The sequence below is a fragment of the Pseudoxanthomonas sp. LARHCG66 genome, from assembly GCF_052871755.1.
The window spans coordinates 40365-63162 of record NZ_JBIXJW010000008.1 but is presented as its reverse complement, the minus strand read 5'-3'; the positions used below and the strand labels follow the sequence as shown (position 1 = coordinate 63162).

The 22798-nt window shown below is 67.8% G+C and carries 19 protein-coding genes; 15 read left to right on the top strand and 4 right to left on the bottom strand.

The window, feature by feature from the left end; all coding sequences use genetic code 11:
* Positions 1 to 32: 32 nt before the first annotated feature.
* From ttcA to ACIPRS_RS17840, 4 genes are all read left to right on the top strand, one after another.
* Complete coding sequence (gene ttcA, locus ACIPRS_RS17855) at positions 33 to 947, top strand: tRNA 2-thiocytidine(32) synthetase TtcA (RefSeq protein ID WP_446539515.1); 915 nt, start codon at positions 33 to 35, stop codon at positions 945 to 947.
* Between the two features lie 162 nt (positions 948 to 1109).
* Positions 1110 to 2012 carry a recombination-associated protein RdgC gene (locus ACIPRS_RS17850; RefSeq protein ID WP_142122768.1) on the top strand — a complete coding sequence of 301 codons (903 nt, stop codon included), beginning with the start codon at positions 1110 to 1112 and terminating at the stop codon, positions 2010 to 2012.
* Between the two features lie 80 nt (positions 2013 to 2092).
* Entirely contained in the window at positions 2093 to 2881 is a 789-nt protein-coding gene (locus ACIPRS_RS17845; RefSeq protein ID WP_446539514.1) for a YgjP family zinc-dependent metalloprotease, read from the top strand.
* A gap of 146 nt (positions 2882 to 3027) precedes the next feature.
* On the top strand, positions 3028 to 3627 hold the full coding sequence (locus ACIPRS_RS17840; RefSeq protein WP_446539513.1) for a hypothetical protein: 600 nt from the start codon (positions 3028 to 3030) through the stop codon (positions 3625 to 3627).
* Here ACIPRS_RS17840 and ACIPRS_RS17835 read toward each other — a convergent pair whose 3' ends face one another.
* Positions 3628 to 4473 (bottom strand): alpha/beta fold hydrolase, encoded by an 846-nt coding sequence (locus ACIPRS_RS17835; protein WP_446539512.1) that lies wholly within the window; start codon positions 4471 to 4473, stop codon positions 3628 to 3630. It lies immediately after the preceding gene.
* Positions 4470 to 5432 (bottom strand): ferrochelatase, encoded by a 963-nt coding sequence (gene hemH, locus ACIPRS_RS17830; protein WP_446539511.1) that lies wholly within the window; start codon positions 5430 to 5432, stop codon positions 4470 to 4472. Before hemH ends, ACIPRS_RS17835 begins: the two co-directional genes overlap by 4 nt.
* Positions 5433 to 5602: 170 nt before the next feature.
* Here hemH and ACIPRS_RS17825 point away from each other — a divergent pair, with 170 nt between their 5' ends.
* From ACIPRS_RS17825 to tatC, 4 genes are all read left to right on the top strand, one after another.
* Positions 5603 to 6460 (top strand): lipid-binding SYLF domain-containing protein, encoded by an 858-nt coding sequence (locus ACIPRS_RS17825; RefSeq protein WP_446539510.1) that lies wholly within the window; start codon positions 5603 to 5605, stop codon positions 6458 to 6460.
* Positions 6461 to 6544: 84 nt separating this feature from the next.
* Positions 6545 to 6766 carry a Sec-independent protein translocase subunit TatA gene (gene tatA / locus ACIPRS_RS17820; RefSeq protein WP_062353690.1) on the top strand — a complete coding sequence of 74 codons (222 nt, stop codon included), beginning with the start codon at positions 6545 to 6547 and terminating at the stop codon, positions 6764 to 6766.
* 24 nt (positions 6767 to 6790) lie between these two features.
* Positions 6791 to 7261 (top strand): Sec-independent protein translocase protein TatB, encoded by a 471-nt coding sequence (gene tatB, locus ACIPRS_RS17815; RefSeq protein ID WP_446539509.1) that lies wholly within the window; start codon positions 6791 to 6793, stop codon positions 7259 to 7261.
* Entirely contained in the window at positions 7258 to 8013 is a 756-nt protein-coding gene (gene tatC / locus ACIPRS_RS17810) for a twin-arginine translocase subunit TatC (RefSeq protein ID WP_337732734.1), read from the top strand. The genes tatB and tatC overlap by 4 nt, the downstream gene beginning before the upstream one ends.
* Before the next feature lie 36 nt (positions 8014 to 8049).
* Here the strand turns inward: tatC and ACIPRS_RS17805 are convergent, their stop codons facing one another.
* Entirely contained in the window at positions 8050 to 8931 is an 882-nt protein-coding gene (locus tag ACIPRS_RS17805; RefSeq protein WP_337732735.1) for a BPSS1780 family membrane protein, read from the bottom strand.
* A gap of 32 nt (positions 8932 to 8963) precedes the next feature.
* Positions 8964 to 9689, bottom strand: coding sequence for a glutamine amidotransferase (locus ACIPRS_RS17800; RefSeq protein WP_446539508.1), 726 nt, complete (start codon positions 9687 to 9689; stop codon positions 8964 to 8966).
* 83 nt (positions 9690 to 9772) lie between these two features.
* Between ACIPRS_RS17800 and glyQ the strand changes: the two genes are divergently transcribed.
* The 7 genes from glyQ to ACIPRS_RS17765 all read left to right on the top strand — a co-directional run bounded on the left by glyQ (position 9773) and on the right by ACIPRS_RS17765 (position 22654).
* Complete coding sequence (gene glyQ, locus ACIPRS_RS17795) at positions 9773 to 10702, top strand: glycine--tRNA ligase subunit alpha (protein ID WP_446539507.1); 930 nt, start codon at positions 9773 to 9775, stop codon at positions 10700 to 10702.
* Between the two features lie 52 nt (positions 10703 to 10754).
* Positions 10755 to 13043 carry a glycine--tRNA ligase subunit beta gene (gene glyS, locus ACIPRS_RS17790; protein WP_446539506.1) on the top strand — a complete coding sequence of 763 codons (2289 nt, stop codon included), beginning with the start codon at positions 10755 to 10757 and terminating at the stop codon, positions 13041 to 13043.
* Positions 13044 to 13566: 523 nt separating this feature from the next.
* A complete protein-coding gene (locus tag ACIPRS_RS17785; protein ID WP_446539505.1) occupies positions 13567 to 15351 on the top strand; it encodes an autotransporter assembly complex protein TamA in 1785 nt (594 codons plus the stop codon).
* A gap of 80 nt (positions 15352 to 15431) precedes the next feature.
* Positions 15432 to 19178, top strand: a complete 3747-nt coding sequence (locus ACIPRS_RS17780) for a translocation/assembly module TamB domain-containing protein (protein WP_446539540.1) — start codon at positions 15432 to 15434, stop codon at positions 19176 to 19178.
* Between the two features lie 5 nt (positions 19179 to 19183).
* On the top strand, positions 19184 to 20236 hold the full coding sequence (locus tag ACIPRS_RS17775; RefSeq protein WP_446539539.1) for a winged helix DNA-binding domain-containing protein: 1053 nt from the start codon (positions 19184 to 19186) through the stop codon (positions 20234 to 20236).
* A gap of 76 nt (positions 20237 to 20312) precedes the next feature.
* Positions 20313 to 22454 carry a S46 family peptidase gene (locus tag ACIPRS_RS17770; RefSeq protein ID WP_446539504.1) on the top strand — a complete coding sequence of 714 codons (2142 nt, stop codon included), beginning with the start codon at positions 20313 to 20315 and terminating at the stop codon, positions 22452 to 22454.
* Positions 22451 to 22654: an oxidoreductase-like domain-containing protein gene (locus ACIPRS_RS17765; protein ID WP_337732742.1), complete on the top strand. Its 204-nt coding sequence runs from the start codon at positions 22451 to 22453 to the stop codon at positions 22652 to 22654. The genes ACIPRS_RS17770 and ACIPRS_RS17765 overlap by 4 nt, the downstream gene beginning before the upstream one ends.
* The last annotated feature ends 144 nt before the right edge of the window (positions 22655 to 22798 follow it).

Below are 22798 nucleotides of genomic sequence, written 5' to 3'. Positions count from 1 at the left end.
GGGCGTCACCGCACCCCGGTACAATGACGCCCATGAGTACCGTCCTGCCCTTGCCCGACCCCGTCCTGCGCCGCCCTGCCGCCGATCCGCGCCGCGCCGCGCACGAACAGGGCAAGCTGGCCAAGCGGTTGCGCCGTCAGGTGGGGCAGGCGATCGCCGACTTCGGCATGATCGAGGAGGGCGACAAGGTCATGGTGTGCCTGTCCGGTGGCAAGGACAGCTACACGATGCTGGACATCCTGCTGCAACTGCAGAAGAAGGCGCCGGTCAGCTTCGAACTGGTCGCGGTCAACCTGGACCAGAAGCAGCCGGACTTTCCCGAGCACGTGCTGCCGGAATACCTGGAACGTGCGGGCATGCCGTACCACATCATCGAGCAGGACACGTATTCGGTGGTCAGCCGGGTGATCCCGGAAGGCAAGACCATGTGTTCGCTGTGCTCGCGCCTGCGCCGTGGCGCGCTGTACAGCTACGCCGAGGAGAACGGCTTCACCAAGATCGCGTTGGGCCATCACCGCGACGACCTGGTGGCCACGTTCTTCCTGAACATGTTCTTCCACGCCAAGCTCTCCGGCATGCCGCCCAAGCTGCTGTCCGACAACGGCAGGCATGTGGTGATCCGCCCGCTGGCCTATGTGCGCGAAGACGACATCGCCCAGTACGCCGAGGCGAAGGCATTCCCCATCATCCCCTGCAACCTGTGCGGCAGCCAGGAAAACCTGCAGCGCAAGCAGGTCAAGAGGATGATGGATGCGTGGGAGCGCGAGACGCCCGGCCGCATCGAGACCATCGCGCGCGCGCTGGGCGATATCCGCCCGTCGCAGCTCAGCGATCCGAACCTGTTCGATTTCCTCTCCCTGGGCCACCGCGACGGCGCCGCCTTGCCCGATGCGCAGGCATGGCTGGCGGGCGAACCGCACCCCACCCCGGCGGACGAGGACACCTGACCTCGCCACACGCCCGCCGTCATCCTGGCAAAAGCTGGATCCTTGCAGTTGCGCTCCAGCGGGCTGACGGACAGCAGAAGCAGAATGGATCCCGGTCTTGGCCGGGACGGCGGGCAAAGCAACAACGCGCATCCCCCTCATTTACCGGACCCTGATTCCCTGATGTTCTTTCGCAACCTGACCCTGTTCCGCTTCCCGACTTCGCTGGATTTCTCCCAACTCGACGAACTGCTTCCCGAAGCCGTACTCAAACCGGTCGGCCCACTCGAACTGTCCTCGCGCGGTTTCATCTCGCCGTTCGGCCGCGGTGACGACACGTTGTCACACCGCATCAACGACGCGATCTGGCTGAGCGTGGGTGGCGAGGACAAGATCCTGCCCGGCGCCGTGGTCAACGACCTGCTGCAGAAGAAGCTGCAGGAAATCGAGGCGAAGGAAGGCCGCAAGCCCGGTGGCAAGACCCGCAAGCGACTGAAGGACGACCTGCTGCATGAACTGCTGCCGCGCGCCTTCGTCAAACCCTCGCGCACCGACGCGCTGATCGACCTGGAGCACGGCTTCATCGCCGTCGATGCGTCGTCGCGCAAGACCGGCGAGAACGTGGTGTCGGAAGTCCGACGCGCGCTGGGCAGCTTCCCCGCGCTGCCGCTGAATGCCGAAGTGGCGCCGCGCAGCGTGCTGACCGGCTGGATCGCCGGCGAACCGCTGCCGGAAGGCCTGTCGCTGGGCGAGGAGTGCGAGCTGAAGGACGCGATGGAAGGCGGCGCGGTGGTGAAGTGCCAGAACCAGGACCTGCAGAGCGACGAGATCGCCAAGCACCTGGACGCCGGCAAACAGGTCACCAAGCTGGCGCTGGTGCTGGACGACCACGTGTCGTTCGTCCTCGGCGAGGACCTGATCGTGCGCAAGCTGAAGTTCCTCGACGGCGCGGTCGACCAGCTCGAGAACACCGAGCACGACGACCTGCGCGCCGAACTGGATGCCCGCTTCGCACTGATGTCCGGCGAGGTGAAGCGCCTGTTCCTGGTGCTGGAGCACGCGCTCAAGCTCAGCAAGGCGGATTGAGCCATCCAGGGAAGGGGCTCGGGTGCGGCTGAATCGCATCCGCCACCTCCAGCCCGCGCATGCCCACTACAATCGTGGGCATGCCTTCGCTGCACTCTCTCCTGATCGCCCGCGCGCCACGCAGCGTCGAGCGGGACACCATCACCCTGGAACTCGATGACGGACGCATCCTGGACGTGCAACGCGTCCGTGATCCGCGCGCGAAGCGCCTCAAGCTCAGCATCGACGAGCGCGGTGCGCGCCTGACGCTCCCCCTGCGCGCCAGCCTGGTGGCGGGAGACCGCTTCCTGCAGCAACACCGCGACTGGCTCGCAGCGCAGCTCACCCGGCATGCGCCGGACGACGGGGACGACCCGCTGGTGCCCGGCCAGACCGATCGCCTGCCGCTGCGGGGCGAGTATCTGCCGCTCCAGTGGCACGAGGGCCGTTACGCGCGCATCGAGCGGGTCGGTGATGCGCTGCACATGCATACGACGTCGCGGACCAGTGCTGCCAGCTTGCAGCGCACCCTGCGTGCCTTCTATGAAGCGCAGGCGCGGGCCGACATCGGCCGCTGGCTGCCCGGTTATCTGGCGGGATTGCCACGCGCGCCCCGGCAGATCCGGCTGAAGACCATGTCGTCCCAGTGGGGCTCACTGGCTCCCGACGGGACGCTGGCACTGGATCTGGCCCTCGTGCTGGGGCGGCCTTCGGCGTTCGAATACGTGCTCGTCCACGAGCTGTGCCACCTGCTGCAGGCCAACCATTCGCCGGCCTTCTGGCAGGAAGTGGAAGCGCGCTTCCCCGCCTGGCGCGACGAGCGCGCCTATTTCCATGCCGAGGGCCGCCGCCTGAAAGCACGACTGCACAGGTTGCTGGCCACCCCCTGACACTCGCCTGCGAACCCGCAGACTTCCGGCGCCGATGTCCGGAATGAGACATGCGTCACGAATCAAGAAGACATGCCGGAGATGGCAGGTCCCGCACGGAGAGCGGGCCTGCACTCCGGCACCTCGTCTTCTCCGGTACCCGCTCAATGACCCGTCCCGCCCCCTCGCGCGCGATTCCCGCGACCCCGGCCGCAACCGGGCCAGTCCGCCAGGCCGACACCGTGGCCTCGCTGAAAGCCTTTTCGCTGTACGCCATGCCAGGTTCGGAAACCGCCACCAGCCTTGCCGCGCGGCGCGCGCTGATGAGCCGGAAGGGTGTATCCGTGGAGGAGATCAGCCTGCGGGCGCGGGAGCGTCGGCACGCGGCCAGCCAGATCCAGCGATTCGACCGCCGCGCCAGGCTGCTGGCATTGCTGGTGCCCGCCGCTGCGGCACTGGCCTGGGTTGGCAGCATCCAGAACTCCCTCCCCACCTTGTTGACCGGCTACGTCCTGTTGGCGCTGGCGGCGGTGGCCCTGCTCGCGCGGCTCACGCGCACGCCGGACGCCGCACGCCTCCCACTCGAGCAGTACTACCTGCCGGACGAGCAGCTGGCCAGCGCGGAAGACATCACCCTCCTGCGGCGACTGGCCCAGCAGGATCCCGAGCTCGACGTGGTCACCACGGCGTGGTGGCGCAGTACCGCGCCGATCCGCAAGGGCGACATCCGGCTGGCGCTGGATTTCCAGCGCGCCAAGCGCGGCTGATCACTGCCGCAGGAACGCCAGCATCCGTGCGGCGACCGCCGCCGGATCTTCCATGTGCAGGTGATGGGTGCCCGCCAGTACATGCAGGCGCCCATCGGGCAGCAGCGCGGCGCGCTGTGTCCGCAACGGTTCCGGGAAATAGGCTTGCGGCGGGTCCGCATAGATCACCGTGGTGGGGCACGCGATACCGGCCACGAGACGCGCCAGCTGCGCCTCGGAAAGGCGCTGCGGCGTAGGCAGCGTCAGGCGCGGATCGCTGCTCCAGACGAAGCCGCCCTCCACGGGCCGGACGCCGCGCTCGACCAGCAGCCGGGCGGCAGGCTCGCTCAACTGGTTTGCCTGCATGCGTGCGCGGACCGGCGCGGCCAGGTCGGCGAACACGCGCAGTTGCTTGCCCGGCAGCGCGCGCGCCGCGGCAATGGCTTCGCGCCATCGGTCGGCCGTGCGCTCGACGGTTTCGGCCAGCCCGCCCAAGGCTTCGATGGCTACCAGCCGGCGAACACGATCCGGAACCGACGCGGCCACCAGGCTCGCGATGCCGGCACCCATCGAGTGACCGAGCAGCGAGAACGTGTCCCATCCCAGCGCATCCGCGATGTCGAGCACGGCATTGACCGCCACGCCGCTGGTGTACTCCGCTCCCGGCGCCAGATGCGCACTGCGGCCGTGGCCCGGCAGGTCGGGCGCGGCCAGTTGCAACCCGGGCAGGTGGGCGGCCAACGGAATGAAGCTCGCCGCGTTGTCCAGCCAGCCATGCAGGGCGAGCACGCGCGGGCCATCACCGTCGCCACGAAGTCCCGTGATCCGGCCCAGCGGAATGTCGACCTCGAACTCGCGCAACATCATGCGGGGGTGCCGACGGCGCGCTGCGCGAGTGCCGCCAGCGCATCGGCATGGGCAGGATCGTCATTCAGGCAGGGCAGGTAGCGCAGCTCGCCACCGGCATGCGCGAATTCCTCGGCGAAGCCGATCCCCACCTCCTCCAGCGTTTCCAGGCAGTCGACCGCGAAGCCGGGGCACACCACGTCCACCTTGCGCACCCCACGCGCAGCGAGTTCGCGCAAGGTCACGTCGGTGGCAGGTTCCAGCCAGCGTTCCTTGCCGAAGCGCGACTGGTAGGTCAGGGTCCATTCGTCGTCGCGCAATCCCAGCGCCTGCACGATGGCGTGCGTGCTCGCCTGGCAGCGTTGCGGATACGGATCGCCATTGCGGGCAAGCCGCTGCGGCAGTCCGTGATACGAAAACAGCAGGTGCTCGCCGGCACCGTTCGCCCGCCGCCACTGCCGGATCGATGCCGTCACGGCCGCCAGCCAGCCGGGATCGACCGAGTAGTCCTCGATGAAGTGCACCTCCAGCCCTGCGGCTTCCCGGGTGACCACGTCGCGCACGGATTCGGTGGTGGTGGTGGAGTACTGCGGATACAGCGGCAACACCACCACGCGCTGCACCCCGGCGGCACGCATCGCTTCCAGACGCTCACGCACGGAGGGCTGCCCGTAACGCATCGCATCGACCACGTGCCAGTCCGGCAGCCGCGCCTGCATCGCTCCGGCCAGCCGACGGGTGTACACGGCGAGCGGCGAACCCTCCGGCATCCAGATGCTCGCGTACTTCGCCGCCGCCTTGGGACCGCGCAGGGGCAGGATCAGGAAATGCAGCAGCGGGCACCACAGCCAGCGGGTCAGCTGGACCACGCGATGGTCATGCAGGAACTCGGACAGGTACCGGCGCACGGCGGGCGCCGTCGGCGCTTCCGGGGTGCCGAGATTGACGGCGAGCAAGGCGGTGGGAGAGGTATCAGGCATCCCGTTATTGTGGCAGAGCCGTGCACGCACACCGATCCGGAAATCCCAGTGCGGCGATCAACCCCACGAACCGCGACGAGCACCGTCCAGCGTCAGTGGCGATTCATCCATTCACGCCTATTTTCAAGCGATTGCAGTAACTTGCTGCCAATCCGCTTCTGGAGCCCCCCATGAACCGCACGTCCCGCCGCCTGCTGCCGCCCACCGCCCTCGCGCTCGCCGCCGCCCTGTTCGCCGGGCAGGCCATCGCAGGTCCGAAGGAGGACGAGCGCGCGAACAACGCGGTGCGCGTGCTCAACGAAATCCAGCGCATTCCGGAGAACGGCATCCCCGACAAGCTGCTGGACGAAGGCAAGGCCATCATCGTCATCCCGGACACGCTGAAGGCGGGACTGGTGATCGGTGGCCGTCGTGGCCACGGTCTGATGTCGGTGAAAAGCGCCGATGGCAGCTGGTCGCAGCCGGTGTTCGTCAAGCTCACCGGCGGCAGCATCGGCTTCCAGGCCGGCGTGCAGTCTTCGGACGTGGTGCTGGTGTTCCGCAATGACCGCTCGCTGGACTCCATCGTCAATGGCAAGTTCACCCTGGGTGCGGATGCCGGCGTGGCGGCGGGTCCGGTGGGCCGCAACGCCAGTGCCGCCACCGATGGTCAGCTGAAGGCCGAAATCTGGTCGTGGTCGCGCGCGCGCGGCCTGTTCGCCGGCGTCGCACTGGATGGCGCCGTGCTGCAGATCGATGACGAGGCCAACACGTCGGTCTACGGCAGCGCCGCGACGCCACGCGCGATCTTCGAGAGCCGCGCCGGCCAGCCTTCCAGCGCCGTGGTCGGCTTCCGCGACCAGCTGGAAGAAGTCACCGAACTCGCGCGGGGCAACCGCGGCACCACGGGGTCGTCCACGCAGGTGGCGGCCTCCACGCCCGCGCCTGTCACCGCACCGGTCGTGGTGGAAGCCCCCGCGCAGGCGCAGGGCTTCGAGCCGGTGCAGGACGGCGAAGTACGCACCGAACCGCTGGACGGCAACCCGTAACGGAAGTAATGGGCGGTGGATCGCCATCCCGGCGGTCCGCCTGCGCTATCCTGAGCGCCCCGACTTTTCCTGCGAGTACACACCATGGGCGGTTTGAGCATCTGGCATTGGATCATCGTGCTGGTGGTCGTGTTGCTCGTCTTCGGGACCAAGCGCCTGCGCAACGCCGGCCAGGACCTGGGCGAGGCGGTCAAGGGCTTCAAGAAAGGCATGAAGGACGACGACAAGCCGGCCGGCCAGTTGAACGACCAGTCGCGCACCGATGAATCCAGCGCCGCCAAAGAGCGCGACCGCGACGCCAACTGATCGCGCGGCATCGCGGCCGCGGCCATGTTCGACATCGGTTTCAGTGAACTGCTGGTCATCGCCATCGTCGCGTTGATCGTGCTGGGCCCCGAGCGCCTGCCCAAGGCAGCGCGTTTCGCCGGCCTGTGGGTGCGGCGCGCGCGCGCGCAGTGGTATTCGGTGAAGGACGAGCTGGAACGCGAACTCGCCGCCGACGAGCTGAAGCGCAACCTGCAGGACGCCAAGGACGCGATGCGCGAGACCGAACAACGCATCCGCGACAGCGCCCGCGAAACCGAACAGCAGTTCGAGGAAGTGCGCCAGGCCGCGCGCGACGACGCGAAAGCGTTGCATGACGACGTTGCATCGGCGATCACGCCACCCGCGCTGGCAAGGCCGCCGGCGGCGACCGGAGAGGTGCCTGACGCTGCCGACACGCCCGCCGGTACGGATGCCACCGACACGCCCGAGACGGGCACCACGCCCGACCTGTTCCCGCCGAGGGAGACGCGATGAACCGCGAATCCTCGAACCAGGAAGCCGAAAGCAGCCTGATGGAACACCTGCTGGAGCTTCGCACGCGGCTGGTGCGCGGATTGGCGGGCACGGGGGTCATCCTGCTGGCGCTGCTGCCCTTCGTGCGCCAGCTCTACGACCGCCTGGCGCAGCCGTTGATTTCGCAGCTGCCGGCCGGACAGGCCGCGCAGATGATCGCCAGCGACCCGACCTCGGGCTTCTTCGCGCCGATCAAGCTGGCTTTCTTCACCGCCCTGTTCCTGTCCTCGCCGTGGCTGCTCTACCAGGCGTGGAGCTTCGTCGCGCCCGGGCTGTACAAGCATGAGAAGCGGCTGGCGGTGCCGTTGCTGGCGTCGGCCATCGTGCTGTTCTATGCAGGCTGCGCGTTCGCGTATTTCCTGGTGCTGCCCAGCGTGTTCCACGCACTGACGGTGTTCACGCCGGACATCGTGACGCTGGCGCCGGACCCGGCGAAGTACCTGGACTTCGTGATGGTGATCTTCCTGGCCTTCGGCGTGAGCTTCGAGCTGCCGGTGGCGCTGGTGATCATGGTGTTGCTGGGCTGGGTGACACCGCAGCAACTGCGCGAGGGCCGCGGCTACGCGATCGTCGGCGTGTTCGTCGTCGCCGCGCTGATCACCCCGCCGGACGTGGTGTCGCAGCTGATGCTCGCCATTCCCATGTGCCTGCTGTACGAACTGGGCATCATCGCGGCGGGTTGGCTGAAACCGAAAGAACAATCCGCATCGTAGGGCGGGCCCTGGCCCGCCGCATGGCGATGTCGAGGCTCAGACTTCGATCCTGGTCGGCGCCACCGATGCACCCGGAGCGACCACGCCCTCGCCCAGCATCTGCCGCCATGCTGCGTACGCCGCACCGGCCAGCACCGGCATCACCACCGCCATCAGGGTGAACTGCCACAGCCCCATCGCGATGGTCGCGCCCACTGCCAGCGCCAGGATCGAGGCCACGAGCAAGGAGCCGACGCCGACCGCGAAGATGGCGATCCCCGCCAGCAGGTAGAACACCAGCATCGCGGCCCAGTTGTGCAGGCAGGCGCGCAGGCTGTTGCGCATGGCCTCCATGACATGGGTGCCCGAAAAGAGGATCTGCGGCGAGGCGATGAAGGTCATCCACTTCACGGCCACGAAGACGATCGCCACCAACAGCAGCCACAACAGCAGGCGACCGGCAGGCAGGCCTTCCACCAGGGAAGGATCGGGTTGGCCCCCGGCTTCGGCGATGGTCTGCATCTTCTGGTAGACGTCGGCCAGATGCTGCAGTTGTTCGGTGCCCACCAGTACGAACAGCAGCGCGCCCATCACCAGGGCCGCGAGCAACTGCGGCAGCAGGGTGGCCAACAAGGCCGGCGCATGGCCGTCGCGCACGGGCTGCAGCAGGTTGGAGGGCCGTGCGGCGCGCCCCTGGTCAACCTCGCGCACCGCCCACAGCATGCCGGCGAAGAACAACGGACCCGCCAGTACGAGCAGGAACTGCATGGCCAGCGTCATGGCCGGCAGCGACACCGCCACCAGCATCACGCCCATCGACAGCAGGCCCCACAGCACGGCCAGCGTGGCCAGCGGCACCGGCGCGCGCTTCAGCAGCGCGAAGCCCGCCAGCAGCCATTCCGCGCCGGCACTGGCCGGCACCTTGTTGATCGTCGACATCGGGGTTCTCTGGAGAGGGTGCAGCGGTGGACTCAGCGCGCGTGCAGGCCACGCGCATGGCGGACGAACCGCCGCAATAGTTTGCGGGCTTGCGGCGCCGCCGTCACGCTGCGGGCGATGCTGCCGGGGCAACGGCCTTCGCTGCGCAGGTGGTCGGCGCGGGCGTGCACGTAGCCGCGCATGTGGTGGGTGGCGAATTCGGGATGGAACTGCACGCCCCAGGCGTGGTCGCGCCAGCGGAACGCATGGCAATCGTCCTGCTCGGAACGCGCCAGCACGGTGGCGCCTTCCGGCGGCCGCGCCACGGTCTGCACATGGGTGGCGTGGGCGGTGAACTTCAGCGGCAGCGCGCCGAACAGCGGGTCGTCCTGCGCCTGCGGATGCAAGTCGATGTGGACGGTGCCGGATTCGCGCCCGGCAGGGTTGTAGGCCACCTCGCCGCCCAGCGCGTGCGCCAGCAGCTGATGGCCGTAGCAGATGCCCAGCAGCGGCAGGCCTTCATGGGCCGCGTCGCGCAGCCAGTCCGCACTGCGTTCGCTCCAGTCGGCCCGGTCGGTGACCATCGCGGCCGAGCCGCTGACGATGACGCCGGCAAAACCTTCGCGACGCGGCAATGCGTCGCCCCGCTCCACGTTCGCCACCACGGTTTCGTCCGCCTCCAGCCCGGCCGCCACGCGGATCCAGTGCGGGAAGCCGCCATACCGTCGCATCGAGCGCACCGGCTGGCCGGTTTCAACGATGAGGAAAGGGGCTTTCACGGCGGCATCCACGACGGCAAACATCAGCGAGAAAAGGGCTTGCCCGTATACTAGCCCGCTTTTCCGCAGTGCACGATAAGTCGATGACTGGACAGACAATTTCACCGGCAACTTTCCAGGGCCTGACATTCCAGAACCTGATCCAGACGCTGAACCAGTACTGGGCCGACCAGGGCTGCGTGCTGATCCAGCCGCTGGACCTGGAAGTGGGCGCCGGCACCTTCCACCCGGCCACGTTCCTGCGTGCGCTGGGGCCGGAGCCGTGGAATGCCGCCTACGTGCAGCCCAGCCGCCGCCCCACCGATGGCCGCTACGGCGAGAACCCCAACCGCCTGCAGCGTTACTACCAGTACCAGGTAGTGATGAAGCCCAACCCCGACAACATCCAGGAGCTGTACCTGGGTTCATTGAAGGCGCTGGGCATCGATCCGCGCGTGCACGACCTGCGCTTCGTCGAGGACAACTGGGAGTCGCCGACGCTCGGTGCCTGGGGCCTGGGCTGGGAGGTGTGGCTCAACGGCATGGAAGTCACCCAGTTCACCTACTTCCAGCAGGCCGGCGGCCTGGAATGCCGCCCGGTGCTGGGCGAGATCACGTACGGGCTGGAACGCCTGTGCATGTACCTGCAGAACTGCGACAACGTGTATGACCTGGTGTGGACGGTCGGTCCGCAGGGCGTGGTGAAGTACGGCGATGTGTACCACCAGAACGAAGTCGAGCAGAGCACGTACAACTTCGAGCACGCCGATGTGGCCGAGCTCTTCCACCGTTTCGACGCGTGCGAGAAGGAAGCGCTGAAACTGGTCGACGTGGGCCTGCCGTTGCCCGCCTACGAGCAGGTCTGCAAGGCCAGCCACAGCTTCAACCTGCTGGATGCGCGCCGCGCCATTTCCGTGACCGAACGCCAGCGCTACATCCTGCGCGTGCGCAAGCTGGCGCAGGCGGTGGCCGAGGCGTACTACGCGCAGCGCGAGAAGCTTGGGTTTCCTGGTTTGAAGAAAGAATCCGCTTGAAGCCCCTCTCCCGTCGGGAGAGGGGTTGGGGAGAGGGTCCGGCGACACCCGGATGGTTGACTGCCACGGACTCCGCCGTACCCTCATCCGCCCTTCGGGCACCTTCTCCCACAGGGAGAAGGGAACAACTCAAGGTTGCATGCATATGAGCGAACAAAAATCCCTGCTGGTCGAACTCGGCACCGAAGAGCTGCCGGTCAAGGCGTTGCCCGGGCTGGCGCAGGCGTTCTTCGACGGGGTGATCGCCGCGCTTGAAAAGCGCGGCATCGGCTTCGAGCGGGATGATGCCAAGCCGCTGTACACGCCGCGCCGCCTGGCGGTGCTGCTGCCGGCCGTGGACGTGGAGCAGCCGGAACAGAAGTCCGAAGTGCTGGGCCCCTATCTCAACATCGCGCTGGACGCGAACGGCGCGCCGACCAAGGCGCTGGAAGGGTTCGCCGCCAAGGCCGGCATCGACTGGACGCAGCTGGAGCGCACCACCGACGGCAAGGGTGAACGCTTCGTCCATCGCGCGGTGAAGCCGGGCGCGAGGACTGCGGACCTTCTGGCAGAGATCGTGCGCGAGGCGCTGGCCGCCATGCCGATCCCCAAGCCGATGCGCTGGGGCGACCACGACTATGCGTTCGCGCGGCCGGTGCACTGGCTGGTGCTGCTGCTGGGCAAGGACGTGGTGGAGGCCGATGTGCTGGGCGTGACGTCCGACCGCATGAGCCGTGGGCACCGTTTCGAACACGACAAGCCGGTATGGATCGGCAACCCGGACGATTACGTGGACGCCCTGCGCGGCGCCCGCGTGCTGGTCGATCCGGAGGAACGCCGCACGCGCATCGTCGCCGACGTGCAGAAGGCCGCCGCACAGGCCGGCGGCAGCGCGCGCATCACCGACGACAATCTGGAACAGGTGATCTGCCTGACCGAATGGCCGGCCGCAGTGCTGTGCAGCTTCGAATCCGCCTTCCTGGCCGTGCCGCAGGAAGCGCTGATCGAGACGATGGAGATCAACCAGAAGTTCTTCCCGGTGTTGAGCGACGGCGGCAAGCTGACCGAGCATTTCATCGGCATCGCCAACATCGAATCGCAGAACGTCGAGGAAGTGCGCAAGGGCTACGAGCGCGTGATCCGTCCGCGTTTCAGCGATGCGAAGTTCTTCTTCGATGAAGACCTGAAGCAGGGTCTCGTGGCGATGGGCGACGGCCTGAAGACCGTCACCTACCAGGCCAAGCTGGGCAGTGTCGCCGACAAGGTCGCGCGCGTGGCGGCGCTGGCGGAAACCATCGCCGCGCAGGTCGGCGCCGATCCGGCACAGGCGCGTCGCGCCGCGGAACTGGCGAAGAACGACCTGCAGTCGCGCATGGTCAACGAGTTTCCCGAGCTGCAGGGCATCGCGGGTCGCCACTACGCTCTCGCCGCTGGCGAGCCGAAGGAAATCGCACTGGCCATCGACGAGGCCTACCAGCCGCGCTTCGCCGGTGACGACATCGCGCTGTCGCCGCTGGGCAAGGTGCTGGCGATCGCCGAACGCCTGGACACGCTGGCGGGCGGTTTCGCCGCTGGGTTGAAGCCGACCGGCAACAAGGATCCGTTCGCGTTGCGGCGGAATGCGTTGGGGTTGGCAAGGACGGTGATCGAGAGTGGGTTTGAAATCGATATAAACAAGACTCTAAAGCCCCATCTCGAATGGATAGCGAGAACAACTCAAACAGTTGCAGCACGTGCGGGGCTTAAGAAGTTGAAAGATGCTTCGGAGACGATGAATGATCTCGGCTCCGTTGATTACAAGCTTGAAGTAGCAGTCGATCGGGAGCGCACTCCGGATTTGTCCGCACTGGCTAGTGAGATCTACGACTTCATCCTCGATCGCCTGCGCGGCTACTATGCCGACAAGGGCGTTCCGGCCGCGCACTTCACTGCGGTGGCGGAACTGAAACCGGCGTCGCTGTACGACTTCGACACGCGCCTCGACGCCATCGGCACGTTCGCGACGCTGCCGGAGGCCGAGGCGCTGGCCGCGGCCAACAAGCGCATCGGCAACATCCTGAAGAAGGCCGACATCGCCATCCCGCACGCGATCGACCGCGCGCTGCTGACCGATCCGGCGGAAAGTGCGCTGGCCGAAGCGGTGGAAGCCGTACTCGGCGAGACCGACGAGGCCCTGCACCACCACGACTACGTGACCGTGCTGAACCACCTCGCCCGCCTGCGCCCGCAGGTGGATGCGTTCTTCGACAGCGTGATGGTCAATGCGGACGACCCGGCCGTGCGCGCCAACCGCCTTGCGCTGCTGAAGCGCCTGGCCGACCGCTTCCGTGCGGTGGCGGCGATCGAGCATCTGTCGAGCTGAGTCGCGTTTCCTTCTCCCCGCATCTGCGGGGAGAAGGTGCCCGGAGGGCGGATGAGGGGCGGAGCGCGGTGCTTGCACAGGCGCAGCGGGTACCTCACTCCGTTCGCCCCTCACCCGCCTTCGGCACCCTCTCCCCGCACGCGGGGAGAGGGAGTCAAACTCCACGGATCCTGGATGCACCCGGACTGCAGCGCCGCCTCTCGCGCATGCCATATCCGTTCCCTTTTCCCCGCGCGCGGGGAGAGGGTGCCCAAAGAGCCTGCCCCGTACTGGATACGGGGGCGGATGAGGGGCGCTCTTCGCGCCGACCCTTGCAGCGCAGCCACTGTCGGCTGATCGAACACCGGATATCTGCGGAAAACTTCCTCTTCCCGCTGTGCCTGAATCAAGACAGTTGCCCGCCCCGCATGCGGGGCGAGGGATCATTCCGCATACGCCATCAGTGTGACTTCTCGTGAACCACGACTCGCGCGGCGGCCGCGCCCCTTCACCCCGCTTAACCCTCACCGGTTATCCTGCCCGCATGCGTCGACTCCCCTGCTTCGCCACCGCCGTGGTCCTGCTTGCCGCAACCGGTCCGGCCTGGGCCGCGGCCATCGTCGACAAGGTGCAGATCGAAGGGCTCGACAACGAGCTGATGATCGAGAACGTCAACACCGCGCTGTCGCTCAACGATTCGCTCGGCAAGCGGCTGGGCGAGTCGCGTCTGGAATACCTGCTGGGTGAAGCCGTCGCCGAAACGCGCGAAGCGCTGGAGCCGTTCGGCTACTACTCCCCCACCATCACCGTGGATGCGCCGCGCACCGAAGGCGCCAACGACGAGCGGCTCACCATCACCCTGCGGATCGCCCTCGGCGAACCCGTCCGCGTGCGTGGACGCGACCTGTCCATCGAAGGCGAAGGCGGCGACGACCGCTACCTGAAGGAAGACCTGGACGCGTTCGCGCCGAAGGTCGGCGAGATCTTCGACCACACCACCTACGAAGCCAGCAAGCTGGTCATCGTGCGGCGACTGGCGGATCGCGGTTACTTCGATGCCGACTTCACCCACCGCCGGGTGGAAGTCACGCGGGCCGAACACGCCGCCGACATCGCGCTGGGCTGGGTCAGCGGCATCCGTTATGACATGGGGCCGACCACGTTCCACCAGGACAAGTTCGATCCGGGCCTGCTGGACAAGCTGGTGTACTGGGAAGAAGGCAGCTACTTCCACCAGGGCAAGCTGGATCGCCTGCGCGAATCGCTGGTCGGCCTGGACTATTTCGCGAACATCGACATCCAGGCCAACCCCGACAAGGCCGTGGACGGACGCGTGCCGGTCGACGTGAACCTGGAGTTGGCCAAGCGCGACATCTATACCGCCGGCGTGAGCTACGGCACGGAGAGCGGGCCCGGTATCCGGCTGGGGCTGGATCGCCGTTACGTGAATTCGCGCGGGCACAAGCTGTCCACGCACCTGGACTACGCGCAGAAGCGCAAGACGCTGCTGACCCAGTACCGCATCCCCGCGTTCAAATGGCTGGACGGCTGGTACACCGTCGGCGTGCAGGCCAGCGACGAACAGACCGACTACATCGACCTGCGCCATGTCGAATTCACCGGCAGCCGCAGCGGACAGGTCAGCGAAGACTGGACTGCGGTGGCGTCGATCCACGCGTTGCGCGAACGCTGGCGTTATGTCGAAGACGATCCGGTCACCGGCCTGCCCGACACCACCGTGCAGTACGCGACCTTCACCTACCCCTCGCTGCGCGCGGACTACACCAACTCGCCGGTCGGCTCGAACCGTCCCGACCAGCTGGCCGGGTCCATCCTGCTGCGCGGCGGCGTGGATGGCGCGGGCTCGGATGCGAACTTCCTGCAGTTCCACATGCGTGCGCGCTGGTCGCAGCGGTACAAGACCAACAGCGCGCTGATCGTGCGCGGCGAGTATGGCCATACGTTCACCAGTTCGCTGGTGGCAATGCCGCCGTCGCTGCGTTTCTTCGCCGGTGGCGACCGCAGCGTCCGCGGCTATGCATGGCGCGAAGTCGGCCCGCGCCGTGGCGACTACGCACTGGGCGCGAAGAACGTGGTCACCGGCAGCGTGGAGTACGAGTTCTATCCGAAGGGCGGCCCCTACGGTGGCGCGGTGTTCGTGGATACCGGCAGCGCCTTCGACGGCACCCGCCCGGACCTGAGCACGGGCATCGGCGTGGGCCTGCGCTGGCGCTCGCCGGTGGGGCCGGTGCGCCTGGACGTGGCGCACGGGCTGAATGATCCGGATTCCAGCTTCCAGATCTACCTCAACATCGGGACCGATCTGTGAAGAAGCGCGTACCCGACAACCTGACGCCGGAAGAGCGCGACGCCCGCATCGCCGAGCTGCGCGCGCGCCGCAGGGCCCGCATGCGCACGCTGGCGATCCGCAGCGCCATCGGCACCGGCGTACTCACGCTGCTGCTGTGCATCGGCCTGTACTGGTTGCTGCAGACGGTCGCGGGCCGCGACATGCTGCTCGCGCAGATCAAGGCACGGCTGCCGGCCGACGCCTCGCTGGAATACCGGGAAGTGGACGGCCCGATCGCGGGCCCGCTGACGCTGCGTGGCGTCGACTTCCGCTGGGACAGGATCCGCTTCACCGCCGACGAGGTCTACCTGGAGCCGCACTTGCGCCCGCTGCTCGGCAAGCGCCTGCGACTGAATGTGCTGAAGCTGCGCGGTGCGATGCTCGATGTGCCGGAAAGCGACGAACCGTTCGAGCTGCCGCACTGGCCCGACATGCTGCCGCAGATCGAGATGCCGCTCGCGATCCAGGCCGACCGGCTGGAGGTGGACCGCTTCCTGATCCGCCAGAGCGGGCAGCCCCTGATCGACATCGCGCATGCGGGCGGCGGCATCGATATCGGCGACGGCTACGTGCATGCGGAGAAGCTGGCCATCGCGAGCGATCGCGGCACCTTCGGCGTGCACGGCCGTTACGAACCCCGCGACGGTTACGACACCGACCTGACGGCCACCGGCGTGTTCGCGGCCGCTGCCGGGCGCACCCCCGCCCGCATCGGACTGGTCGCGCGCGGGAATCGCGCCCGCATGAACGTGGGCATTTCCGGTGCCGCGCCCGCGCCGTTGCGCGCCACGCTCACGCTGCGCGGCGAAACCCGGCCGACATGGACCCTCGCCGCGAAGACGGAAGCACTGGACCTGTCGTTGCTCGGCGTGATGGAGGACAGCACGCCCGTCTCTTTCGACCTGGCGGCCAGGGGCGCGGGCGGTGCCGCGGACCTGCAGGGCACCGTGCAGCAGGGCGACATCGCCGTGGTGATCGAACCTTCGCACGCGCGCATCGACGGCGAAGCCCTGACCGTGGAGCCGCTGGCGATCCGTGCGTTCGACGGCTATGCCGCGCTGCGGGGTCGCGCGGACTTCACCGTGCCGGAGAACCCCACCTTCCGTTTCGCGGTGAACGCACGCGGCCTGCGCTGGGGCACGGAAGCGGACAGCATGATCGGTGCCGAGGGCGATTTCGGCGTGGCCGGCAAACTGGAAGCATGGGCCGCCATCGGCAAGGCCACGCTGACCCGCGGCGACGACAGCGCGGTGGTGGAGTTCGATGGTCGTGGCAATGCCGAGCGCGTGCAGTTGCAGAAACTGCAGGCACGCATGCCCACCGGCACGCTGGACGCCACCGGCATGGTGGGCTGGTCCCCCGTGCTGGACTGGGACGTGAAGGCGACGCTGGCCGGTTTCGATCCGGGCTACTTCGCTGCAGGCTGGAAGGGCAACCTCTCGGGCGCGCTGGCGTCGAAGGGACGCCAGCGCGAGGACGGCCAGTTCCAGGGCACGCTCGACGTGCCGAAACTCACGGGCCGCCTGCGTGACCGCGCGCTGGAAGCACGCGGCACGTTCGCGCTCGACGGCAACGCCGGTGAAGGCGAGCTGGACCTGTCGCTGGGTGGTAGCCGCGTCGCCGCGCAGGGCAAGGTCGGCGACACCCTGGATATCGATGCGACGTTCCGCCCGCTCAACCTGGCCGACCTGCTGCCCGATGCCAGCGGCACCCTGGCCGGCACGCTGAAACTGACCGGCGCGCGCACGGCACCCACCCTCAATGCCGACCTCGGCGGCGACGGCCTGCGCTGGAACGACTGGAGCGCGGGCAGTCTGAGCCTGCGCGGCAACCTGCCCTGGCGCAGCGGCAATGGCGAACTCACCCTGCAGGGCAGCGCCGTCGACGTGGGCACCGTCCTGGACAGCGTGCAGATCAGCGCGCGCGGCGCGGTGGAAGACCTGCGGGTCGACGGCGATGCACGCAATGCGATGGGGGCAGTCGCGTTGTCGGGCAGCGCACAGAAGCGTGGCGCCAACTGGCAGGGCACGCTGGATACGCTGCGCATCGCGCCGTCCAAGGGCAACCCGTGGACGCTGCGGCAACCCGCCCGCTACGCGCAGAACGGCAGCGCGTGGACGTTGTCCGAGAGCTGCCTGGGCTCCGACATCGGCGGCGCCCTCTGCGCCACCGCCAACTGGCCACGGCAAGGACTGGTGGTGCGTGGCGAAGCGCTGTCGCTGGCCCTGGTGCAGCCCTGGTTGCCGCCCAGCAGCGGACGACCGCTGACGCTGCGCGGCGAGTTCACCCTCGACGCGACGCTGCGGCCTGCCGGCAATGCATGGCAGGGCGAAGTGCACCTGGCCTCGCTGGATGGCGGCCTGAAGATGGGCACGAGCGCCCGCGGCGAGATCATCCGCTACGACAACTTCACCTTCGATGCCGACTTCAACCCGCAGCGCATCCAGGGCCGGCTCGGTACCGGCTTCAAGGGCGACGGTTATGTCGATGCCACCTTCGCCACCGGATGGGATGCGTTCGCGCCGCTCAAGGGCGACCTGTATTTCCACAACTCGCGCCTGTTCTGGATGGAACTGTTCTCGCCGGACCTGGTGCGCCCGCGCGGCAAGCTGGCCGGCCACATCGGCGTTGCCGGCACGCGGGGCCATCCGCTGCTGAGCGGCGAAGCCACGCTCACCGAATTCACCGGCGAGTTGCCCGCGCTCGGCGTGTCGCTGGCGGACGGCGGCGCGGAACTGGTCGCGCTGTCGGATGGCAGCGCGCGCATCGACGGCAGCATGAAGACGGTCTCGTCGACCGGCGGCACCGGGACCGGCGGCGTGCTCAACGTGTCCGGCACGCTGGGCTGGAACAACGACACCACGCCGCTGCAGTTCCAGGTGCGCGGCGACAACGTGCTCGTGGCGGACACCACCGACCTGCGTGCGGTCGCGTCCCCGGACATCCAGGTGGGCTTCGCCGACAACACCATCCGCGTGCGTGGCCAAGTGGGCATTCCTTCGGCCACCATCGACGTGGAGAAACTGGATGACGGCGTGTCCGCGTCGGAAGACGTGGTGGTGCTGGATCCCGCCGATCCCGAACGCGCGCCCAGTTCGCGACTGGATCTGGACCTCGCCCTCAAGGTCGGCGACGAGGTCAACCTGAAAGGCTATGGCCTGGAAGGCACGCTGGCCGGCACCCTGCACGTGCGTTCGCAGCCCGGCCGCGAGATGCTGGGCACGGGTCGCCTGGACGTGGACGGGCGTTACGAAGCCTACGGGCAGAAACTGCGCATCACCCGTGGCGAACTGACCTGGAGCAACAACGCGATCTCCGATCCGCGCATCAACATCCGCGCCGAACGCGAAGTGGTCAGCGCCAGTGTCACTGCCGGCATCGACGTCACCGGCCGCGCCAGCCAGCCGCGCGCCCGCGTCTGGTCCAATCCGTCGATGTCCGAATCCGAAGCGCTGGCGTACCTGGTGCTCGGCCGTTCGCTCAACACCGCCAGCAGCGACGAGAGCCGCCAGATCAACGCCGCTTCGTCCGCGCTCGGCGCGGGTGCGGGCCTGTTGGCATCGCAGCTCGGCGCGAAGATCGGCCTGGATGATGCCGGCGTGCTGGAATCACGCACGCTCGGCGGCTCGGTGTTCGGCGTGGGCAAATACCTGTCGCCCAAGCTCTACGTCAGCTATGGCGTCTCCATGGTCGGATCAGGCTCCGCGGTCACGCTGAAATACCTGCTGCGCAAGGGCTTCGACGTGGAGATCGAGTCCAGCACCACCGAGACGCGCGGCTCGATCAACTGGCGCAAGGAAAAGTAGGCGTGATGCCGTCCCTGACGGCCCGCCGCCTGCAGCGGCACGGCATCGCGGTACCGACGGCGGCGGATCCGGCCGATGCCGTCCGCCACATGGGGGCAATGCAGGCGCAGGACTATGCGGCATCGCTGTGGGCCATCGGCCTGCGCACCCGCGGCGCGACGCGCGCAACGGTGGAAGACGCCATCGCGTGCGGCAAGATCGTCCGCACCTGGCCGATGCGCGGCACCCTGCACTGGCTCGCGCGCGAGGACGTCCGCTGGATGGTGGCATTGCTGGCACCCCGCGTGCAGGCCGCGAATGCGGCACGGATCGCGCGCGATCTCGGATTGGATGCCTCCACGCTCCCGCACGGTCGACGCGTGCTGGAACAGGCATTGAAGGAAGGTGTGCCCGTTACCCGCGCCGACCTCTATGCCTGCATGGAGGCAGCCGGCATTCCCAGCGGCGGCCAGCGGGGCCTGCATCTTCTGAACTGGCTGGCGCATGAGGGCGTCATCTGCCAGGGGCCGCGCCATGGCAAGCAGCCGACGTTCGTCCTGCTCGATGCATGGGTGCCGCCGAGCGCACCGCTGGCTCGCGACGAGGCACTCCGGCAGCTGGCACTGCGCTATCTGCAAGGGCACGGGCCGGCGACAGCGGCCGACCTGGCATGGTGGTCGGGACTGACGCGCAAGGAGGCCATGCAGGCCCTTGCATCCGCCGCATCCGCGCTGGTGCAGGAAACACATGACGGGACGACGTGGTGGTCGCATGCCGACGCGGCTGCGCCCGCGCGCTCGAATGCGGTGCATCTGTTGCCGGCATTCGATGAATATCTCATCGGCTACCGCGACCGAACGCCCGTGCTGGATGCCGCACACACACGGCGCGTGATCGGCGTGAACGGCCTGGTCAGCGCAACGGCGATCATCGGTGGCCGGGTGGCCGCGGCATGGAAACGCGATGCGGCCGGCGACGACATCACGCTCGCTCCCCTGCGTACCCTGAGCGAGGCGGAACACATCGGCATCCGTCGCGCGGCGCAGCGACAGCACCACTTCCTCGACGCCGCGCGCTGATCATTCGATGGCTCCCGGCATTGCCGCATCCTGGCTCTGCCGATATCGTCGCAGTCCTCTCCGCCGGAGCCTGATGATGCGCCGCCGACTCTCGACCTCCGCCCTCGCCCTGGGCGCCGCCCTGTCCCTGCCCGCCCATGCCGACGAAGGCATGTGGATGCCCTCGCAGCTGCCGCAACTGGCCAAGCCGCTGCGCGAGGCCGGCTTCAAGGGCAGACCGCAGGCGCTGGCCGACGTCACCGCAGCCCCGCTGAGCGCGGTGGTGCGCGCAGGCGGCGGCACGGGCGCATTCGTCTCACCGGACGGATTGATCCTGACCAACCATCACGTCGCGTACGGCGTGATCCAGTACAACAGCAGGCCCGAGCGCAACCTGATCGACGATGGCTTCACCGCCGCCGACCATGCCGGCGAACTGCCGGCGAATCCGGACTTCCGCGTCCTGGTGACGGTGGGTTACGACAAGGTCACGGACGCCGTACTGAAGGATGCGGCCGGCAAGACCGGGCGGGCGTACTTCGATGCCATCGATCGCGCCAGCAAGGCCATCGTCGCGGAGTGCGAGCAGGAAAGCGGCGTGCGTTGCAGCGTAGCGAACATGTACTACGGCACCGACTTCTACCGCATCCGGCAGCTGGAACTGCGCGACATCCGTCTGGTCTACGCGCCGCCGCGCGCGATCGGCAACTACGGCGACGAGATCGACAACTTCATGTGGCCGCGCCACACCGGCGACTTCACCCTGCTGCGCGCCTACGTGGGCAAGGACGGCAAGCCGGCCGCCTACAGCGCCGACAACGTGCCCTATCGCGCGCCAGCGCACCTGCCGTTGGCGAAAGACGGCCCGAAGGCCGGCGACTACGCCATGCTGGCCGGCTATCCGGGCACCACCTACCGCCACCGCACCGCCGCCGAATTCGACGAACAGGTCAACTGGACGCTGCCCGCGCGCGTGGCCGTATTCGACCAGCTGATCGATGTCGTGGAAACGGCCGGTGTCCGGGATGCCGACGCGAAGACGCGGTACGCCGCACAGCTGCAGTCGCTGAAGAACAATCGCAAGCGCGCCGCCGGCGAGCTGGAAGGCCTGCGTCGCAGCGATGCGGTCCGCGTCCGTGCCGACGACGAGCGCGACATGCTCGCCACCGAGGCGGCCGCGAAGGAACGGACGGACATCGATGCATTGAATGCGTCGATCGCCGGCGGTTCGGCCGTGCGCGAACGCGAGCTGGTGCTGGCCCTGTTCGGTTCCCAGTCCCAGCTGATGCGCGCGGCGATCACGCTGGAACGGTTGCGGGTGGAATCCGCCAAGCCGGATGCCGAACGCGAGAGCGGCTACCAGGTGCGCGACCACGCCCTGATCGAAGGTCTCCTGAAACAGGTGCAGCGCCGCTATGCGCCGGACGTGGAGAAAGCCCTGCTCACGGTGCTGCTGACGCGCTACCAGCAACTGCCGGATGCGCAGCGGCTGCCGGGGTTCGATGCTGCCTTCGGCCGCACGCCGGCCGCATTGAAGCACGCGCTCGACACGCTGTATGCCGGCACGAAACTGGGCGACGAAGCCGAACGCCTGTCGCGTTTCGCTGCTGCACGGGAAGGCAAGTTGATGGCCGCCGATCCGCTGATCGGCCTCGCCGCGAAGCTGGTGCCCGTGCAACTGGCGCTGGAGCAGGAGCGCAAGACCCGGGAGGGCGAGCAGCTGCGCCTGCGTCCCGCCTACATGCGCGCACTGTTCGCCTGGCGGCAGCAGCAAGGGCGTGCGTTGTATCCGGACGCCAACGGCACGCTGCGCGTCAGCTTCGGCAGGGTGGATGGTTTCTCCCCGCGCGACGGCGTGCGGTACACGCCGGTGACGACGGTGGCCGGCATCGTCGAGAAGAACACCGGTGAAGTGCCGTTCGACGCGCCGAAGCCGTTGCTTGATGCCATCGCGAAGGGCGACTTCGCCGGCACGGAAGATCCCGCACTGAAGACGCAGACGGTCAACTTCCTGACCAACCTGGACACCACCGGCGGCAATTCCGGTTCACCGGTGCTCAACGCGCGTGGCGAACTGATCGGTCTCAATTTCGACAGCAACTGGGAATCCGTGAGTGCCAGCTGGATGTTCGACCCACGCTACAAACGCGCCGTCCATGTCGACATGCGCTACCTGCGCTGGTTGATGGGCAAGGTCTATCCGGCGCCGCACCTGCTGGAGGAGATGGGCGCACAGTGACCCCGGACGACGACCCGCGACCGGTGGAACCGGAGCCGCCGTTGCCCAGCGACTGCTGCAACAGCGGCTGCCCCATCTGCGTGCACGACCTGTATGCGGAGCAGTTGCAGCACTACCGCGAACAGCTGGCGGCGTGGAATGTCCGGCATCCCGCAACGCCGGACCTTGATGGCCATGACCCAGAGCCCCGCGGGTCATAAAGCCGGACTTTCGACATGAACAACGCTCGGGGCCCGTTCTTGCGAGCTCTTCTGTTTTTGCGGAAGCAGGGCTCCGGGAGCGGTTCAAGACCGTTGGCGGCGAACCGCTCTCGTAACGACGGCCAGATCTAGCCGGCCCTGCCG

Bases quoted from the DNA above. Each gene is read 5' to 3' on its own strand.
- ttcA (WP_446539515.1), top strand. From the start codon at position 33: ATGAGTACCGTCCTGCCCTTGCCCGACCCCGTCCTGCGCCGCCCTGCC.
- ACIPRS_RS17805 (WP_337732735.1), bottom strand. From the start codon at position 8,931: ATGTCGACGATCAACAAGGTGCCGGCCAGTGCCGGCGCGGAATGGCTG.
- ACIPRS_RS17840 (WP_446539513.1), top strand. From the start codon at position 3,028: ATGACCCGTCCCGCCCCCTCGCGCGCGATTCCCGCGACCCCGGCCGCA.
- tatA (WP_062353690.1), top strand. From the start codon at position 6,545: ATGGGCGGTTTGAGCATCTGGCATTGGATCATCGTGCTGGTGGTCGTG.
- ACIPRS_RS17780 (WP_446539540.1), top strand. From the start codon at position 15,432: ATGCGCACGCTGGCGATCCGCAGCGCCATCGGCACCGGCGTACTCACG.
- ACIPRS_RS17835 (WP_446539512.1), bottom strand. From the start codon at position 4,473: ATGATGTTGCGCGAGTTCGAGGTCGACATTCCGCTGGGCCGGATCACG.
- tatB (WP_446539509.1), top strand. From the start codon at position 6,791: ATGTTCGACATCGGTTTCAGTGAACTGCTGGTCATCGCCATCGTCGCG.
- tatC (WP_337732734.1), top strand. From the start codon at position 7,258: ATGAACCGCGAATCCTCGAACCAGGAAGCCGAAAGCAGCCTGATGGAA.
- ACIPRS_RS17785 (WP_446539505.1), top strand. From the start codon at position 13,567: ATGCGTCGACTCCCCTGCTTCGCCACCGCCGTGGTCCTGCTTGCCGCA.
- glyQ (WP_446539507.1), top strand. From the start codon at position 9,773: ATGACTGGACAGACAATTTCACCGGCAACTTTCCAGGGCCTGACATTC.
- hemH (WP_446539511.1), bottom strand. From the start codon at position 5,432: ATGCCTGATACCTCTCCCACCGCCTTGCTCGCCGTCAATCTCGGCACC.
- glyS (WP_446539506.1), top strand. From the start codon at position 10,755: ATGGTTGACTGCCACGGACTCCGCCGTACCCTCATCCGCCCTTCGGGC.
- ACIPRS_RS17850 (WP_142122768.1), top strand. From the start codon at position 1,110: ATGTTCTTTCGCAACCTGACCCTGTTCCGCTTCCCGACTTCGCTGGAT.
- ACIPRS_RS17770 (WP_446539504.1), top strand. From the start codon at position 20,313: ATGCGCCGCCGACTCTCGACCTCCGCCCTCGCCCTGGGCGCCGCCCTG.
- ACIPRS_RS17825 (WP_446539510.1), top strand. From the start codon at position 5,603: ATGAACCGCACGTCCCGCCGCCTGCTGCCGCCCACCGCCCTCGCGCTC.
- ACIPRS_RS17845 (WP_446539514.1), top strand. From the start codon at position 2,093: ATGCCTTCGCTGCACTCTCTCCTGATCGCCCGCGCGCCACGCAGCGTC.
- ACIPRS_RS17775 (WP_446539539.1), top strand. From the start codon at position 19,184: ATGCCGTCCCTGACGGCCCGCCGCCTGCAGCGGCACGGCATCGCGGTA.